This is a genomic window from Caldovatus aquaticus (assembly GCF_019458025.1).
Taxonomy (GTDB): domain Bacteria; phylum Pseudomonadota; class Alphaproteobacteria; order Acetobacterales; family Acetobacteraceae; genus Caldovatus; species Caldovatus aquaticus.
On the sequence record NZ_JAHZUY010000037.1, the window covers coordinates 1 to 17,215 of the forward strand.

At 70.1% G+C, this 17,215-nt stretch carries 15 protein-coding genes; 3 read left to right on the plus strand and 12 right to left on the minus strand.

The features are described 5' to 3' along the window. The 3 genes from K1J50_RS12695 to K1J50_RS12705 form a co-directional block, all read right to left on the minus strand. A partial coding sequence (locus K1J50_RS12695) for a sigma factor (RefSeq protein ID WP_304502916.1) occupies positions 1-589 on the minus strand: 589 nt, incomplete at its 3' end. A gap of 181 nt (positions 590-770) precedes the next feature. Continuing rightward, positions 771-1,859, minus strand: coding sequence for a hypothetical protein (locus K1J50_RS12700; RefSeq protein ID WP_220118083.1), 1,089 nt, complete (start codon positions 1,857-1,859; stop codon positions 771-773). Then, positions 1,825-3,018 carry a hypothetical protein gene (locus K1J50_RS12705; RefSeq protein ID WP_220118084.1) on the minus strand — a complete coding sequence of 398 codons (1,194 nt, stop codon included), beginning with the start codon at positions 3,016-3,018 and terminating at the stop codon, positions 1,825-1,827. The genes K1J50_RS12700 and K1J50_RS12705 overlap by 35 nt, the downstream gene beginning before the upstream one ends. A 368-nt stretch (positions 3,019-3,386) precedes the next feature. Here K1J50_RS12705 and K1J50_RS12710 point away from each other — a divergent pair, with 368 nt between their 5' ends. The 3 genes from K1J50_RS12710 to K1J50_RS12720 are packed head-to-tail and all read left to right on the plus strand — an operon-like array spanning position 3,387 to position 5,670. Then, positions 3,387-3,896 (plus strand): DUF2924 domain-containing protein, encoded by a 510-nt coding sequence (locus K1J50_RS12710; RefSeq protein WP_220118085.1) that lies wholly within the window; start codon positions 3,387-3,389, stop codon positions 3,894-3,896. Further along, positions 3,893-5,227 (plus strand): recombinase family protein, encoded by a 1,335-nt coding sequence (locus tag K1J50_RS12715; RefSeq protein ID WP_220118086.1) that lies wholly within the window; start codon positions 3,893-3,895, stop codon positions 5,225-5,227. The genes K1J50_RS12710 and K1J50_RS12715 overlap by 4 nt, the downstream gene beginning before the upstream one ends. Then, on the plus strand, positions 5,224-5,670 hold the full coding sequence (locus K1J50_RS12720) for a hypothetical protein (protein WP_220118087.1): 447 nt from the start codon (positions 5,224-5,226) through the stop codon (positions 5,668-5,670). The genes K1J50_RS12715 and K1J50_RS12720 overlap by 4 nt, the downstream gene beginning before the upstream one ends. Before the next feature lie 7 nt (positions 5,671-5,677). On the opposite strand, the gene K1J50_RS12725 is transcribed toward K1J50_RS12720, so the two are convergent. The 9 genes from K1J50_RS12725 to K1J50_RS12765 all read right to left on the minus strand — a co-directional run bounded on the left by K1J50_RS12725 (position 5,678) and on the right by K1J50_RS12765 (position 17,211). Next, on the minus strand, positions 5,678-6,550 hold the full coding sequence (locus K1J50_RS12725; protein WP_220118088.1) for a DUF3037 domain-containing protein: 873 nt from the start codon (positions 6,548-6,550) through the stop codon (positions 5,678-5,680). After that, complete coding sequence (locus tag K1J50_RS12730; protein ID WP_220118089.1) at positions 6,547-7,344, minus strand: HipA family kinase; 798 nt, start codon at positions 7,342-7,344, stop codon at positions 6,547-6,549. The genes K1J50_RS12725 and K1J50_RS12730 overlap by 4 nt, the downstream gene beginning before the upstream one ends. Next, positions 7,341-8,465: a restriction endonuclease subunit S gene (locus K1J50_RS12735; RefSeq protein WP_220118090.1), complete on the minus strand. Its 1,125-nt coding sequence runs from the start codon at positions 8,463-8,465 to the stop codon at positions 7,341-7,343. Before K1J50_RS12735 ends, K1J50_RS12730 begins: the two co-directional genes overlap by 4 nt. 17 nt (positions 8,466-8,482) lie before the next feature. Beyond that, positions 8,483-10,060: a type I restriction-modification system subunit M gene (locus K1J50_RS12740; protein WP_220118091.1), complete on the minus strand. Its 1,578-nt coding sequence runs from the start codon at positions 10,058-10,060 to the stop codon at positions 8,483-8,485. Further along, complete coding sequence (hsdR, locus tag K1J50_RS12745) at positions 10,050-12,413, minus strand: EcoAI/FtnUII family type I restriction enzme subunit R (protein WP_220118092.1); 2,364 nt, start codon at positions 12,411-12,413, stop codon at positions 10,050-10,052. The genes K1J50_RS12740 and hsdR overlap by 11 nt, the downstream gene beginning before the upstream one ends. A 552-nt stretch (positions 12,414-12,965) precedes the next feature. Further along, entirely contained in the window at positions 12,966-14,582 is a 1,617-nt protein-coding gene (locus K1J50_RS12750) for a GMC family oxidoreductase (RefSeq protein WP_220118093.1), read from the minus strand. Continuing rightward, positions 14,579-15,439 carry a TauD/TfdA dioxygenase family protein gene (locus K1J50_RS12755; RefSeq protein ID WP_220118094.1) on the minus strand — a complete coding sequence of 287 codons (861 nt, stop codon included), beginning with the start codon at positions 15,437-15,439 and terminating at the stop codon, positions 14,579-14,581. The genes K1J50_RS12750 and K1J50_RS12755 overlap by 4 nt, the downstream gene beginning before the upstream one ends. A gap of 80 nt (positions 15,440-15,519) precedes the next feature. Continuing rightward, positions 15,520-16,425: a LysR family transcriptional regulator gene (locus K1J50_RS12760; RefSeq protein ID WP_220118095.1), complete on the minus strand. Its 906-nt coding sequence runs from the start codon at positions 16,423-16,425 to the stop codon at positions 15,520-15,522. Positions 16,426-16,758: 333 nt separating this feature from the next. Further along, positions 16,759-17,211, minus strand: coding sequence for a MerR family transcriptional regulator (locus K1J50_RS12765; protein ID WP_220118096.1), 453 nt, complete (start codon positions 17,209-17,211; stop codon positions 16,759-16,761). Positions 17,212-17,215 lie beyond the last annotated feature (4 nt).

Below are 17,215 nucleotides of genomic sequence, written 5' to 3' on the forward strand. Positions count from 1 at the left end.
CCGGGCACCTACCGGCGCGATCGGCGAAGTGTCGGGGCGCTGCAACGTAGTCCCGCAAACCGGCTCGCTCCGCGAGGCGTCGCAGCCGGCGCGCATTCTCATAGATGGTGGAGCGGTGCAGGCCGGCTTCGGCCGATGCGGCGCGCAGGTTCGGCGTCAGCAGCAGATCGCAGCAGCGCCGCAGCGCCGGAGGCAGCCCTTCGAGGAAGCGCCTGACGTCGAGGGCAAGCGCCTGGTCGGCTTCCGAGACCGCCTGCGGATCGGGGAGGCTGTCCGCCAGCACCGGGCGCTCGGCGCCATCGTCGCCTTCATCGAGGCTGAGGTGCTGGCGCTCCGCGCGTAGGCGTGCCGTGGAGCAAAGCAGCGAGGCGACGCGGTGCGCGATGACGCGATCCGCGAAGGTCGCGAAGCTCGCGCGGCTTGGATCGAAGGCAGCACGCCGGCGCCAGAGATCCAGGAACAGATCCTGCGCGATGTCGTCGGCATCCATGCCGGGCATGCGGCCCTGTCGGGCCAGACGCTTCGCGGTGTGGCGGATGTGCTTGAGGATGCGCGCGTCGAACGTCGCTTCCCGGGTAGGCTGCTCCATGATGCTTCGCCGTCGATCGAGGACGGGCTCGCGGCCCGATCGATCGCGACCGGCGAAATTTCACCGACAGGGCTGGGATCAGTGCCGGCGAACGGCGGCTGGCGCGGCGAGAGCCAGCGGACTCAGGGCGGAGGCAGCGCGAAAAAAAGTGCTGATGGCGCCCTCTGGCGCCGGTGAAAATTCACCGCCGCGGGCTGGACATGCGGACGGCCTTGGGTCGCTCATCCCGCATCACGAAGGCAGTCTGGTAGCTTCGAGTCCTGCGATTCCAGCGGATGGGGTCCCCCTGGATGCGGAAGGCCTCACGAAGTCGCTTCGTCAGGGCTTGCTTATCCTTCTTGTAGTCCTCCACGACGTCGGGGCTCATCGGCCCGAGCGATCCACCGACCCGGGCCAGTGCCTGGAGGAACACCCACGCTTCGGTGGGCTTGCCCGAGCGACCATCCTTCATCCCGAGGTGGTCTGGTTCCAGCCGCCGGGTCTGGCTGCGGAAGCTGACGTTGAGCACCTCGTCGGCGACGAGAGTGAAAGTGAGCTCACCCCACGTGGCGTCGGGCGGAAGTTCCCAGACCGGCTGAGGGCCGGCGGTGCGGGTCCGGGCGGCCAGAGCCTCCCGGATCGGCGCGAGCAGGATGGCCGGGGGCTGGAGCGCCTCAAACCCGGTGGCACCGAGCCCCACGGCTTCGGACAGCGGGATCACCTGGTGGCCAGCGGCTGTCAGCCGGGTCTGGAAGGCTGTCGGCAGCGACAAAGGCCGGGGAACCAGCACGACGCTGCCAGCCGGATCGAGGCCTGCCTGCCTCAGGTCATCCTCGGCGAGGGCTTCCGCCTGGCCAGGAAGCGCCAGGAGGATCGGAGACGCAAAGCCAGCCGCAACCGCGCGCCGCCCGACCAGCATCACCCTCCCCGAGCCTACAGGGCGATCGGCAGGCTCGGCGTCGAAGGCACGCGCGAGTTCGCGCAGCAGCTTCGCGCGATCGAGCGCGAGGATGGTGACGTCGGCTGCTTTTAGATCGAGCGCATCGCACATCCGGGGGCGGGAGCCGCAGACGGCACGGATTGCGCCGTTGGCGCCGGTGACGACCCGCCGCGGGCAGCCATCGCCGCCGGGATACGGGCACATGACCGCCGTCGTCCGGCGGCCGGTACTCTTGAGGTAGGGCTCGATGTCGTGCCATTCGGCGCCGAGGACGTCGGTCCACTCCAGGCGGTCGGTCGCTGCGCCGGGAACCTCGTCAAGCGCCTTCCAGAACCGCCGTAGCCGCTTCATCGTCGTCCGCGCCCTGGGCCGCCAGGATGAAGCCCCTGTTCCTGAGCCAACGCTCGACGAGTTCGCTGTCCTCGTTCCGCTCGTACCTGGCGATGCCCGGCGGCCGGATGGTCACGGCGCGTTCCTTGTCGGAGCTGTCGAACTTGACCTTGAAGGTGGCACTGACGAGGCGTCCGCCGATGAGGCCGGGTCCGCCCCGCGCGGCCAGCGCCGCGAGGACGTTCTCCGCCCGGCGGATCTCCACCTCCTTGAACGGGCCACCCCAGTATCGCCGGCATTCGACCAGGCGCACGGCAGCGATCCCGTCGATGTCGCCGACCTCGAGGGCGGCCGCACCGTCCTCAATGACCGGGTCCAGGGTGAACTTCTCGGAAGGTGGAAAATGGTCCTCGTTGCCGAAAAGGAACTTGCCGAACGTCCTGAGGTAGAGCTTGCGCTCGCCCTTGGTGCCGGCGTGAACACCAATCTCGCCGTACCGCTCGTCGTAGATGAGAACGTCGTGCTGCTGCGGCCGATAGAATTGGGTCACGGCGCGACCGTCATCCTGGTGGCCTGCCTCGCGTCGCATGGGTAGCCCATGGCGGACCAGGATCCAGACCAGCCGGGCGTCGCGGAACACGAAGATGCGACAGCCTCGGCCGCGCCGATGGTCCGCGAACCACATATCGAGTTCTGCCTCGACCTGCTGCCGGAGATCATCGTCGAGCGCGGGGAATGCGCGCTGCCCAGCCTCTCGCGGGGCAAAGTACTCAAAGTTCTTCTGTTTGCGGGCCACGGCCTCCGCGTGCTGCTCCTGGAGCAGGTTCGGGTCAGCCAACCAGACGTCGATAGCGAGGTCCTCCGGCGTCGCCTCGGGATCATCACCGATCGCGATCCCCCGCCGCCGTACTGCGGCGATCAGTCCTTCCATGTCGCTGGCCGAGGCCGTTTCGTGAACGTAGTAGAGCGCGTCGATCATATCGCGCGGGGTCGATTGATCGGGTGTCAGGAGGATGTGCGCGAGCAACTGATAGTCGATCTCCTCTGAGGCGTCCGGAAAGGTGAAGCCACGGCCAGACAGGTAATCGCTCCACGGCGCAAGGAATGAGCGGAGTCTCCGTGGATCCAGGCTCCTCAGCCGATCCGGGTCCGTGAATTTCCTCGGGTTGAAGGAGCCCATGGAGCACCACCGCCGATTCGCCGGACGGTAGAATATCTGGGTCGCAACACCGTCGTCATCTGTTCCCCAATCGTGCCGACCGCTTCCCGTGTTCGCAGCCCCGACATCGCGGCGGGACCGTCGGTATGTGCAAGCGACCACGCCTCCGCCATCAGGAACATGTCACCTCCCAATCCGACTATGCTCCGTCTCACAGGCCTCCCGCCCCACCTCCGCGAGGTCTGCGACCTGCTCGCCCGCGGCTTGCTGCGGCTGAGGAGCCGCGCTGCCGAGGAAGCCGCCCGTGGGGCCGCGGCGGCGGGAGAGCCTCGCCTACACTTCGTCCCCACCCAGCGCCGTCATGCGAACCCCGACAGAGAGGGAGACGCATGACCCGCGTGAAGCAGCAGAAGCCGGCCGCATCCCCAGCGCCGGCACCCTCCATCCCCGCCATCCCGAAGCCCGACGTGCCGGCGCGGCTGGCAGCACTCCCCGGCCTGCCGATCGGCGAGTTGAAGGCCGAGTGGCGCCGGCTGTTCGCGACCGAGCCACCGCCCTACAACCGGCGCTTCCTGGAAAGCCGCCTCGCCTATCGGATCCAGGAACTCGCCTATGGCGGCCTGCGCCCGGAGACCATCGCCCGCCTCGACGCGCTCGGCGAGCAGTTCGACGGCCGGAACATCACCTTCCGCCGCATCCGCCACGAGCAGCGCCCGATCGCCGGCACGCGCCTGATCCGCGAGTACCAGGGCGTCGAGCACGTGGTCACCGTCACCCGCGACGGCTACGAGTGGCAGGGCCGCCCCTACCGCTCGCTCTCCGCCATCGCCCGCGCCATCACCGGCACGCGCTGGAACGGCTGGACCTTCTTCGGCATCCGGCCGCGGAGCGGCGCATGAGCCGGCGCGACGCCGCCCTGCCGGCGAAGGTGCGGAAGCTCCGCTGCGCGGTCTACACCCGCAAATCCACCGAGGAGGGGCTGGAGCAGGCGTTCAACTCCCTCGACGCCCAGCGCGAGGCCTGCGAGGCCTATATCGCCAGCCAGCGCTCCGAGGGCTGGGTGCTGGTGCACGACCGCTACGACGACGGCGGGGTGTCGGGCGGCACCCTCGACCGCCCGGCGCTCAAGCGCCTGCTCGCCGACATCGAGGCCGGGCTCATCGACGTGGTGGTGGTCTACAAGATCGACCGCCTGTCCCGCTCGCTGATGGACTTCGCCAGGCTGGTGCAGACCTTCGACCAGCACGACGTGACCTTCGTCTCGGTCACGCAGTCCTTCAACACCACGACCAGCATGGGGCGGCTGACGCTGAACATCCTGCTCAGCTTCGCGCAGTTCGAGCGCGAGGTGATCGGCGAGCGGGTGCGCGACAAGATCGCCGCCTCCCGCGCGCGGGGCCTGTGGATGGGCGGCCCCGTCCCGCTCGGCTACCGGGTCGAGCACCGCAAGCTGGTGGTGGACGAGGCCGGCGCCGCGACGGTCCGCCGCGTGTTCGAGAGGTTCGCCGAACTCGGCTCCGCCACCCGGCTGCTGCCGGTCCTGCGGGCGGAGGGCTTGGTGACGAAGACCGGACGGCCCTTCGACAAGGGGGCGGTCTACAAGCTGCTGGTGAACCGCACCTACCTTGGCGAGGCGGTGCACAAGGGGAAATCCTACCCTGGCGAGCACGCCGCCATCATCCCCCGGGACCTCTGGGACCGAGTGCACGCCATCCTGGCCGAGAGCCCGCGCGCCCGCGCGGCGAAGAACCGCGCCAAGGCGCCGGCGCTGCTGCGGGGGCTGCTGTTCGGGCCGGACGGGCGGGCGATGTCGCCCACCCACACCCGGAAGGAAGGGCGGCTCTACCGCTACTACGTCAGCCAGGCGGTGCTGCAGGGCGGCCCCAACGACGCGCCGCACCGGCGCCTGCCGGCGGGGGAGATCGAGGGGATGGTGATGGCGCAGCTCCGCGCCCTGCTGCGCCAGCCGGAGGTCGTCGTCGGCACCTGGCGGGCGGCGCGGGCGGAGGCGCCGGACCTCAGCGAGGCCGAGGTGCGCGACGCGCTCGGGCGGCTCGATCCGCTCTGGGACGAGCTGTTCCCCGGCGAGCAGGAGCGGATCGTGCGGCTGCTGGTCGAGCGGGTCAGGGTCACGGACGCCGGGGCGGAGATCCGGCTGAACCTGGAAGGGCTCGCCGGGCTGGCGCGGGACATGGCGGCGCAGCAGCCGCGGGAGGCGATCGCGGCATGACCAGCGTGACGGTGGTGGTGCCGATGAGCATCCGGCGCCGCGGCGGGCGGAAGCGGATCATCGGGCCGGATGGGGCGCCGGTGCGGGCCGGCGGGGACACAGCGGGCGTCACGACCACCCGCGGGGACCCGGCGCTGGTGAAGGCGCTGGCGCGGGCATTCCGGTGGCGGCGGATGCTGGAGGAGGGACGGTACGCCTCGATCAGCGAACTCGCCGCTGCCGAAAGGGTTGACCGTGGCTACCTCGGCCGCATCCTGCAGCTGACGCTGCTCGCGCCGGACATCGTCGAGGCGGTGCTCGATGGCCTCCAAGAGGCCGACGCCGATCTCGCTCGGCTGATGGAGCCGCTGCCGAGCGAGTGGAGCGAACAGCGCGCCGAACTCGCTTCCTCGCGGCTGCCGCGCCAGCCGGCCACGCCGGACGCCACCGCCCGAAGCGATTGAACGCGCTCTATCCTCCGCGCGCCGCAGGATGCCCTCGGTCCTGAGCATGCGCCCGCACCTCGTCCTCGATGCGGGAGACGAGATCGTCAATCGCATCCTCCTCGACCACCTCGGGCCCCAGCGGCGCCCTGCTCATCATCGTCAGCGCCTTGTGATAGGCTTCCTTCAGCCCCTGCTCCTGCGGCGCGCCGATGATCAGGTGCAGCTTCAGCGGCTCGGCGAGTCCGTCCTTCACCGTGGTCAGGTGGCCCACCCAGCGCCGGGCCTTCTCCATGATGCTGTCCTGGCTCGCGAGATCGAGCGAGACCCCCTCATAGGCGTGCCATTGCCCGTTCTTCCAGGCATGCCGGAAGGTGATGGCGTCCACCTCCCCGGCGAAGGTCTTCTCCTCAAACGGCACGGAGACGCCGCGCGCCTCCAGCCGCTCCCGCACCGGCCGCCAGATGTCCTCGTCATCGCGGCGCCGGCGCACGCGGTCGTCATGCCGCTGCACAAAGCGATCATAGAGGCGCTCGAGCGTCGCCTGCGCATCCGCCGTCAGCCCGGAGCCGACGGGCGACCATTGCAGCGCGCTGTCGTCCTCCGGCATGCCGCGCCGGGCAAAGGCCGCCGCGTCACCCGCCGCGGCCAGCAGGCCACCCTTTTCGATCTCGCGGGCCACGCGCTCGATCCCTCGCTCCACCTCGCGCAGCGCCTGCTTGAAGGCCTCGCCGTCGAGATCGGGGAAGGCCGCCTTCACCCGTCCGAAGGTGGAGCGGACCCGGGCCAGCAGCTTCCTCTCCGCCGCCACGTGCAGCACGACGCCGACATTCAGCGCCTCCCCCGCGCGCGGGTCATGGACGTAGCGCAGGATGGTGTAGGTGTAGGGGTGCTGCGTCATGCCAGAACCCTCGCGATCTCCGTCAGGCAGTCCTCCATCCGGTCGCGGATGTCCTTGATCATCCGGATCGCCTGGCCGGCCTCCCGGGCCGCGCCGGCCCATTCCGCCGGCAGGGCCTTGCCATAGCCCTCCACCGCGGCATCCGGCAAGGCGGCCCAGGCGGCCCGCACGGGCGCGAAGTCCAGCACCGCGCCGCGCAGCCTGTCACGGAAAATGTGCCGCCCCGGCGCCGTGAGGTCCTGCAGCGCGCCGGGCCGCCAGGGCTCGAGGCGCGGGATCACCATGTGGTGGGTGAAGGCCATCTCGTGATCGTAGATGCGGAGCTCCTCGCCCCGCACCAGGCAGTTCGGGTTCTCGGCGCGGCGGTCGGGGTTGGCGGTGAGCGCGTCGAAGACGAAGATGGCGAGCGCCAGCGGCAGCATGGCAGGGGTCAGCCGCGTCTCCGGCTTCCAGGTGGAGAATTGGGGGCCGACCTGCTTCGAGCCGAAGGCGACGGGCAGGCTGGCGGCGAGCGCTGCGCGCGTCTCCGCTTCCGTGACGCTGGCGATCCAGTCCGGCGGCAGGTCGACCAGCACGGGCTCGGGCACCGGCAGACCGAGATCGCCGGCGAGGCAGGCGGCGATCGCCTCGCGCGCGAGGTTGACCACCCCCTGATCGCAGCGGGCGGAGAGTTTGGCGATCACCTCCACCTCCTCGCCCGCCGCGTCGCGGCAGGTGAGGAAGAGCGGGCGGGTGCGGCCGGTGCGGGCGGGCCGGTCGAACTGCGTGGCGACGACCCGCCGCAGCACCGTCACGGGCCGAAGGCCTCGGCGAGGAGGGCGGGGAGGAGGCGGTCGAGCTCGCCCGTCGCCGCGGCCGCCGCCTCGCGCGCCGCGCGCGCCTTCTGTTGCAGGCGGTCGAACCAGCGCTGCGCGTCGAGGGGCGGGAGGGGGACTTCGATCGCCGAGAACCGCTCCTGGCTGAGCGTCCGGTTTCGGTCGGCGCTGCCGGGCGAGGCTGCCTGCACCTGGGCCAGCCCCTCCGGTGATTGCAAGTAGTAGCAAAGGAAGCTCGGCGCGGCACGCTCGGGATCGGCCACGCTGGTCAGGTATCGGTGGGAGCCGACTGTGCCGTGGTGCGAGGCCTCGGCGACGGCGAAGGCGCCTTCCCAGGCTTTGATGTTGCTGATCACCAGATCGCCTTCCTGAATCTCGAAAAGCTTCTGCCAGGTCAGGCTATCGCCCCGCAGTGGTGGCTTCTCGAAAAGGCCTCGGCCGAAGGCGCGTGCGCCGATCTCTCGATAGGTCGCATCCGGCTGGATGCTGACCGGTCTGCGCGTGATCGGGGCGACGTCGCCCATGCGGGCGCGGGGGGCGTCGGCGGTGATGCGCCGGAAGGCGGTGGCCAAGGCCTGGGCAAGCTCCGCCTCCACCGCCTCGGCCGCGCGGCGGCGCGCGATGAGCCGCGCCTCCACCGCATCCAGCCGCGCCACGATCCGCTCCTGCTCCGACAGCGGCGGGAGGGGGAGGGGGATGCAAAGGAACTCGGCCGGCTTGATACGGTTCTTGCCCGATGACCCGAAGGAGAGGCCTGCGCACGCTTCCCACGCGGATCGGCTTTTCGACCACCAATGAAGCCATCGCGGCAGCAACCGCTCCGGTTTGGCACGAAACGTCGGGAACTCATTTGACCCGACCGCGCCGGCCAGATCGGGCGGCACGACCCCGATGCTTCCGTGGCGTGCCCAGATCTTGTTGATGACCAAGTCATCAGGCTCGACGCGGAACAGAACGGACGCGGCCGTTTCCGTGCCGGGTTTGCGCGCAAACTCGTAGACGCCTTCGCCCCACCACTTCACGCCGATGAAGCGATACGTGTCGTCAGGTCGTGGGGCGACCGGCCGCGCCACCGGCTCTGCAACCTCCCCCAGCGCCACCCTCGGCCAGCGCATGCTCAGCCCGGCCCCTCGTCCACCAGCGCGCGCAGCTCCTCGAGCAGCGCCAGCACCTCCCGCTCCTTGGCCAGCGCGCTCGTCACGATCTCGGCCGGGGCGCGATGGTCCTCCGCCGCCCTGGCCGCCGGGTTCTTGAGGTCGAGGTTCACCGCCACCACCCGCCCCGCCTCGTCGCGCCGGATCAGCCCAGGCCCGTCCACCTTCCACGCCCGCGGCCCCTCCGCCCGGCTCCCCCACCAGGCGAGGAACTCTGAAAACTCCTCGAACTGGATCGGCCGCGTCTTGGTGTATTTGCGCCGCCCCTCCGGCAAGGGCTGTTCGTAGAACCAGATCTCGCGCGTCGGGCCGGAGGTGTCGAAGAAGATCACGTTGGTCGGGATGTCGGTGTAGGGCGCGAAGACGCCCTCGGGCAGGCGCAGCACCGTGTGCAGGTTGAACTGCTCCAACAGGTCCGCCTTGATGCGCGCGGCGACACCATCGCCGAACAGCGTGCCGTTCGGCACCACCACCGCCGCCCGCGCCGGCCGCCCCGCCGATGTGGGCGCACGCTTCAGCCGCCGCATGATGAGCTGGAGGAACAGAAGCGCCGTCTCGGCGGTGCGCCGGTCCTCGGGGAAATTGTCCTGGATGCCGCGTTCCTCCTCGCCGCCGAAGGGCGGGTTGGTCAGGATCACATCCACGCGGTCGCGCTCGCCGATCTCGGCCAAGCGGTGGCGCAGGGCATTGCCCGGGTCGATCCGCGGTGCATCCAGCCCGTGCAGCAGCAGGTTCATCTGGCAGAGCAGGTAGGGCAGAGGCTTCGGTTCGCAGCCGAAGAGCGAGCGCTGCTGCAGCACCTTGCGCTCGGCCACCGTGCGCACCTGGGCGGAGAGGTGCGCGAAGGCCTCGACCAGGAAGCCCCCCGTCCCGGCGGCAGGGTCGAGCACCGTCTCGCCCAGCCGCGGGTCGGTCACCTGCACCATGAGGCGCACCACCGCGCGCGGGGTGTAGAACTCCCCCGAATCCCCGGCCGCATCGCGCATCTCGCGCAGCATGGATTCGTAGAGCGCGCCGAGGGTGTGCAGCTCCTCCGACGAGGTGAAGTGGATGCCGTTCACCTTGTCGATGACGTCGCGCAGCAGGTAGCCGCTGCGCATGCGGTTGTCCACGCCGCGGAAGACGGTGGCGATCACGTCGCGCCGATCGTCGCCGTTCTCGCTGGTCAACGCGCGCAGATAGGCGAAGAGGCCGGGGCCGCGCGTGCCGTCGGGGCGCACCGTCTCCTCGCCGTTGATGAAGGCGAGCAGCTCGTCGCCGGTGATGCCCTGCGGGTTCGCCGCCCAGTCGCGCCAGCGATAGGGCGGCTCGATCGCCGGGCGGAAGCGCGTGCCGGCGAGGGCGGCCTCCGCCTCGCGCTGCCGCTCGAGGTCGTCGAGGAACTTCAGGAACATGATCCAGGTGAGCAGCGGCAGCCGGTCGAGATCGCCGTTCAGCCCCTTGTCCTTGCGCATGATGTCGCGCGCGGATTTCAGCAGCGCGCCGAGCGCCTGGGCGGTGGTCAGCGCGGGCCTGGCGGCGTCGCGGGCCTTACGCGGCATAGAGCTGCTCCTGGAGCTCGGCCACCGCGGCGCGGAGCTGCTCGGGCCCGCCGAAGAGGCGGATGATGTCGGCCACCTGGCCGTGGTTCGAGATGGGCGGCACCTTCAGCACGTCGGGCAGGACGAACTCGGCCTCGCCATGGGCGGCATATTTCTCCAACAGCTCCTCCAGAATGGCGCGGCCCTCGGTGCCGTATTTCGTGAAGATGTCCGGGGCGCGGGCGCGCAGCTCCCTCGCCCGTTCGCGCCGCGTGCGCAAGGGCGCGTTGAAGGCGAGGTGGCAGATCAGGTCGAAGGGGTCGGCCTCGGGCTGGCCCGCGGCCTCGGCGAGCTGGTCGAAGCTGATGCCGCGCTCGGCGAGCCGCCGCACGATCTCCGATCGCCGCGCGGCGTCCATCCACGCCTCGCGCAGCGCCTTGGATGTGGGGAAGAGGGAACGCACGCTCTCGGCCGCATAGTCGGTGTAGCGCACCACGCGAAGCTGCGCGCCGGAGGGATCAAGCTCGTAGACCAGATGCGCGGCGATCTCGACCTGCCCGCCGTCGAAGTAGAATTTCCGGCGTTCCGCGCCGGGCGGCTCGACCACCTCGGGCGGGGCGGGTTCAGGCTCCGGCTCGGCGCCAGGCTGGGGGAGTTCGTTCACGGCGATGGTCTCGCCGGCGGCGTCGAGCTCTTCCTCGGTCAGCCGGGCCGGGTCGCCGTCGAAAGCCGGGTCGGCGAAGAGCCGCGTGGCCGAGCCGGTGTAGTCGAGGATGTTGAACCAGAGCTTGCCGTAGTCGTCGCGCACGCGGGTGCCACGGCCGATGATCTGCTTGAACTCGCTCATCGAGCCGACGACGCGGGCCAGCACCACGTTCTTGCAGGTCGGCGCGTCCACGCCGGTGGTCAGGAGCTGCGAGGTGGTGAGGATGGTCGGCGTGCGCGTGTCCACATCCTGGAAGCGGCCGAGATGGGCGCGGCCGACCTCGCCCTCATCGGCGGTGACGCGGCAGATATAGTCGGGGTGCCGGGCGACCATGTCCTGGTTCAGCGCGACCAGCGCCTGACGCATCTCGGCCGCGTGTTCCTGGTCCACGCAGAAGACGATGGTCTTGGCGTAGCGGTCAGTCTTGCGCAGGAAATCCGTCAGGTGTTTCGCGATCGCCTGGGTGCGGGCGCGCAGCGCAACGACGCGCTCGAAATCCTGGGTGCGGTATTCCTCGTCCGGGATCGCGCGGCCGTAGCGGTCGAGGTCGCCCTTGCTGGGCCGCCAGCCGGCGGCGTCCCATTCCGTGATCACGCGATGGACGCGATAGGGGGCGAGGAAGCCGTCCTCGATCCCCTGTCGCAGGCTGTATTCGTAGATCGGATTGCCGAAATAGCGGTAGGTGTCGCGGTTGTCGTCGCGCAGCGGCGTCGCGGTCATGCCGAGCTGGAAGGCGGGGGCGAAGTGTTCGAGGATGACCCGCCAGGCGCTGTCGTCCCGCGCGCTGCCGCGGTGGCATTCGTCGACGATGATCAGGTCGAAGAAGTCCGGCGGGTAGGCGCGGAACAGGCCCTCGCGCGAGGCGTCCTCGGCGAGCGCCTGGTAGATCGCGAAGTAGATCTCCCGGCCCATGACCACCTCGCCGGATTCGATCTTGCAGCGGGCGTCGCCGAAGGCGGCGAAGATGCCGTCCTTGGGCTGGTCCACCAGGATGTTGCGGTCGGCGAGGTAGAGGATTTTGGGGCGGCGATGGGCGCCGTCGCGGTTCCAGCGGCTGTTCCAGAGCTTCCAGCAGACCTGGAAGGCGACCGTGGTCTTGCCGGTGCCGGTGGCCATGGTGACCAGCATGCGGCGCAGGCCCTTCAGGATGGCCTCGACGATGCGGTTGATCGCCGCCTGCTGGTAGTAGCGCTCGCCCTTGCCGACGGTGTGGTTGAACGGGGTGAGCAGACGCTCGGCCGCCTCGTCGCTGGCGAGGCCGGCGCCGGCGCGGTAGCGGGCCCAGAGCTCGGCGGGGGTGGGGTAGGAGGTGCGCGGGGTCTCGGCGCCGGTGAAGTAGTCGATCTCGATGATCTCGGGCCCGTTGGTCGCGTAGGCGAATTTCAGGCCGAGCATCTCGGCGTATTGCCGGGCCTGCTGCACGGCGTCCGCGGCGCGGCGGTAGCTGGCCTTGGCTTCGACGACGGCGAGCGGAAAGTCGCGCCGGTAGCGGAGGAGGAAGTCCACGCGCTTGGGCGGCTTGCGGACGAAGCCGCGGCCGACCGGAACGATGCGGCCGTCGGTGATGGTGCGCTGTTCGGCGATGGAGTGCGGGGCAGTGTCCCAGCCGGCGGCCTGGAGCGCGGGCACGACGTGCCGGCGGCAGGTGTCGGCCTCCGTCTCGGTCATGCATCCCGCTCCCAAGCTGGGAAGCTCGCGCCTGCGTGCGTCATGACGGGACGGTAACACAATGCTCCAAGGGGCTCAAAATGCGAGACAAGCCAGGGAGGGCTTGGGGGCGAGGCGGTGAATTCAGAGCTTTGTGGCGATTGCTGGGCAATCGGAATTCGAATTTCCGTGCCGGAACCACAACGCAATCCGCAGTCAGATCAGAGGGTTAAGCTTGTAGACTGAATCGGCCAAGTCCCAAGCTTCGGAGAGAAGGCGCCCTTCGGAGAGCGGAAACGGGGGTCGTTCCGTCAGCGCAGTATCAAGGCCACCGCGTGACGCCCCGGAAAACCTGCGCCTCACGGCGCGGCCCACCGGCAGGGAGACGATTCGCGGTGCATGGAGGTGGCGTAGCGGTGGGAACCGGGAAAGTAACTCTCTCTGAGCGTTGCTCGGGTGCTGGCGCTGCCCGAGACGCGCCAGCGTGCTTCGGACGCCTGATCAAGTAGGGCACGGCCCGGCCCGCACCGGCCCGTCGGCGCGCCTGCGCAGCGTCGGTGGCGTCTGCCTGACCTACGGCTTCGTGGTGGACTGACCAAGCATCATCGCCGCGGCCTTCGCTGCGATCATCATCGTCGTCGCATTCGTATTGGCCGAGACGATCCGCGGCATGATCGAGGCGTCGGCCACGCGCAGTGCGTCGATGCCGCGCAACCGAAGCTCCGGCGTCACGGGCGCGCCGTCGCCGCCCATGCGGCAGGTGCCGCACAGGTGATAGACGGTCGATCCCTTCGCCTGCGCATAGGCAAGCAGCGCATCGTCGCTGGCCTGCTCCGGACCAGGTGCGGTTTCTCCCGCCGACCACGGCGCGAGGGCGCGCGTGCCCAGCAGATGCCGCGCCATGCGCAGCCCGGCGATGGCCGCCTCACGATCCTCGGTAGCCGTAAGGTAGTTCGGTTGGATGGCCGGCGCCTGGCGAGGGTCCACGTCCCTGGCACGCACGAATCCACGGCTCTCGGGCCGGCACTGCCAGACACCAATGGTCATGCCCGGCACGTCCTGCAGTCGCCCTGTCACGCCTTCCTCCGAATAGGAGGCCGGGGTGAACACGAACTGCAGATCGGGTTCCTCGAGCGTGTCGCGCGATCGGGCGAAGGCGCCGGCATGGGCGGGGCTGAAGGCGAGCATGCCGCGACGCGTCAGCAGCCAGCGGGCCATCTCCCACCACAGGCGCGGCGGCCGCGCCTGCTCGTTCAGCGTGACCGGGCGAGTGACGCGATGCACCACGCGCGTGGCATAATGGTCCTGCAGGTTCTCCCCGACGCCGGGATTGTCGGCGATGACCGGCACGCCGAGCGCGCACGACAGCGCCGCCGGGCCGAGGCCCGAGACCTGCAGCAGGTGCGGTGTCCCGATCGCGCCCGCGGCCAGCACGATGTCGCCCTTCGCATGCGCCGTCAGCGTGCGGCCTTCGCGGGTGAAGGTTATGCCGGTGGCGCGCCCCGCGGCCGTCTCGATGCGCAGCACCATCGCGCCGGTGACGACGCGCAGATTGGCGCGGTCGCGGACTGGTGCGAGGAAGGCGCTCGCCGCGCTGAAGCGGCTGCCCCGGCGGATGGTGCGCTGGTAGGTGAAGACGCCCTCCTGCGCTGCGCCGTTGTAGTCCGGGTTGCGCGCCAGGCCGCATTCGGCGCTGCCCTCCAGGAAGGCCGCCACGATCGGATGCAGCGCGGGGATGTCGGAGACATGCTGCGGCCCGCCGGCGCCGCGATGCGCATCGTCGCGGTAGTCCTCGAGGCCGCGAAAATGCGGTAGCACATCGGCATGCGACCAGCCGCGGCAGCCCGCCTGCGCCCAATCGTCGAAATCCCGCGCCGATCCGCGCACCCAGAGATGCCCGTTGATCGCCGAGGATCCCCCGAGCACCCGCCCGCGCGGCGTATGGATCGCCCGCCCGTCCACACCGGGGCCGGGCTCGGTGACGAAGTTCCAGTTGAAGCGCGGATCGCGGAAGGTCTTGAGGAAGCCGGCCGGCACCTGGAGGTAGGGATGCCGCGCCTCACCGCCCGCTTCCAGTAGCAGCACGCGGCGGCGCGGATCGGCGGAGAGGCGGTTGGCCAGCACGCAGCCAGCGCTGCCCGCGCCGACGATGATGTGGTCCCAATCGCCCTCGAACTTCTCGGCCGTCATGCCGCCGCGGCGATGGTCGGTGCCGTGCCGGCGACGCAGGTGCGCACCATGGTGCGGCGTTCCGTCGTCGTCGCGAAGGGAGTGGCCCGATGCAGTACGGCACGATTGTCCCACACGACCAGGTCATGCGGACGCCACTTGTGCGCGTAGGTGAAGGCGGGCTGCGTCGCCAGCGCCATCAGCCGGTCGATCAGCACGCGGGACTCCGCCTCGCTCATGCCCTCGATGCGGCGCGCATGGGCGCCGAGATACAGGGCCGGGCCGTAAGGATTCTCCTCCAGGACCAGGGCCTGGCGCACTGGTGGGTGCTGGCTGCGTTCGGCCTCGGTCACCAGCGCGGCATCGACCCGGCTGCGCGACCAGCCGAAGTCATGGATGGCCACGCGGCCACGCAAGGCGAGCTGCTCGTCCGGATCGAGTGCAGCGAAAGCCGCGCGCATGGAGGCGAATTCGGTGTCGCCGCCGGCCGAGGGAATTTCCCGCGCCGACAGCAGTGAGGCCCGCGCCGGCACCGGCTTGAAGGAGGAATCATGATGCCAGAGTCGGTTCGCCTTGTTGTTCAACACCTGCTTGTCGGTGGGCGGCGTGATCGCGCCGTCCGGGCCGACATTGGACAGGATGATGACCGGGCTGCCCGCCCCTGGGGCGCCGGCACGGGTGCGTTCGAGCGGCCCGAACCCCTCGCTGAAGGCGATCTGCGCCGCGTCGTCGATCCGCTGGTCGGGGAAGACCAGCACCGAGAAGCGATCGAGCGCTGCCCGTAACGCGGCCATCGTCATCGCGTCCACGCCGAGGGCGATATCGATGCCGGTGATGCGGGCACCGAGGACGGGAGTGAGTGGGGTTGTCTCGATCATGGGCGCGTTTCCTCCTGCGCCCACCTTGGCGGCGCATCGCATTGCGGCGCCAGCCGGCATCTTTGCAAAACACTCTGCCGTCAGGCGGCAGGATCCACGACGGCCAGCAGATGGGCGACGAAGGCCGCGATCTTGGCCGGCAGGCGATCGGCGCGCAGGTGCACGGCGTGGATCTCGGCCTGGTAGGGGCCGGGCCAAGCCGGAAGGCCGGGCAGCAGCGCCGTCAGGCGACCGGCCGCGACATCGTCCCCGACCATCCATTCGGGCAGCAGCACCAGGCCCATGCCGTCCAGCGCGGCCTGGCGCAGCGCCTCCCCGCTGTTGGAGCGGAACGGCCCGGACACCGCGACCTCCTGCCGCGCGCCGTCGGCGGTGGTGAAGACCCAGACCGGCGGCTCATCTGCCTCGCGATAGGTCAGGCAGGGGTGGTGCAGCACGGCGTCGGGCGTGGCCGGGGCGCCGTGGCGCGCGATGTAGCCGGGGCTGGCACACAGAACGCGTCGGCCCGAGGCCAGCCGGTGCCCGATGAAGGACTTTCCTGCCGGCAGGCCGAGGCGGATGACCAGGTCCACCCCATGCGTCGGCACCAGCCCGGTCTGCTCGGTCAGCGCCAGGTCGATCTCCACCCGCGGATGCGCGTCGCGGAAGCCGGCGAGATGCGGCACCACATGACGCAGCGCATAGGAGCGCCGCGCGACGATCCGCAGCGTTCCGGTCGCTTCCTCGTGCATCTCGCGCGCCTCGATCATCGCGGCGTCGAGGCGCTCCAGCAGCGGCGTGATGCGGGCTGCTAGGCGCCGCCCCGCCTCGGTCGGCGCGACATGGCGCGTGGTGCGGTCGAACAGCCGCAGCGCGAGTTCGTCCTCCAGTTCACGCAGCGCCCGCGATGCGGCCGTTGCTGAGAGTCCGAGCGAGCGACCCGCCGCGGCGATGCCGCCCCGATCGAGGGTGCGCAGGAAAAGCCGGAGAGCGGTCAGCCGGTCCATGGTGCAACGCTAGGGCGGCCACGCCTGCGCCGGAAGCGGGGTTGATCGCGACGCGGCCCCGGGGTGTGCCGAGTGCCCAGCCATCCTGACGCCTTGGAGCCACCCCCTGACGATGCTTCACGTGCAGCCACGCGACCCGAGCGCCGCGGAGAATGATGGGCACCGGGGCGGGATGGGGAAGATTGCAGTTAGGATTTCCTGGCGGAGCGGTGGGAACCGGAGTCCAACCTTCGCTGGGCAAACCGCGGCGATGGCGACCGCCCCCGCGCACCGGACAGTTTCTCGGCTGACAGCGGCTATCCCTCAAATCTGACGTGGTGTTCGACGATCGTTCTAGGCTGGCGCATGTTCGCTATCATGGCTCTGATCCGCGCAGTAATCGTGCGCGGCGTCGGCCAGCACCTCGATCACGCGGCACTCGGAGACTCGCTCGTTTTGGCAGTGGCTCATCCGTTCGAGTTCCGCCTCGAGCGAGCGGAGCCGGGCGATGCGGTCCCGGACAGCGGCAAGGTGGCGGCAGGCGATGACGTCGGCGCCCTCGCAGGGCGCGTCCGGCGCGGCATCGGCCAGGCGCAGCAGCTCGCGGATATCGTTCATTCCGAAGCCGAGCTCGCGCGCGTGCCGGACGAAGCCGAGCCGGCGCAGATGTCGGTCGGTGTAGAGCCGGTGCCCGCCCGCGCTGCGCATGGCGGGCGGCAAAATCCCCTCCCCCTCGTAGAAGCGGATGGTCGTGGCCTTCACCCCCGTGGCGCGCGACAGGTCGCCAATGGAGAGCCCGTTCCCCATGGCC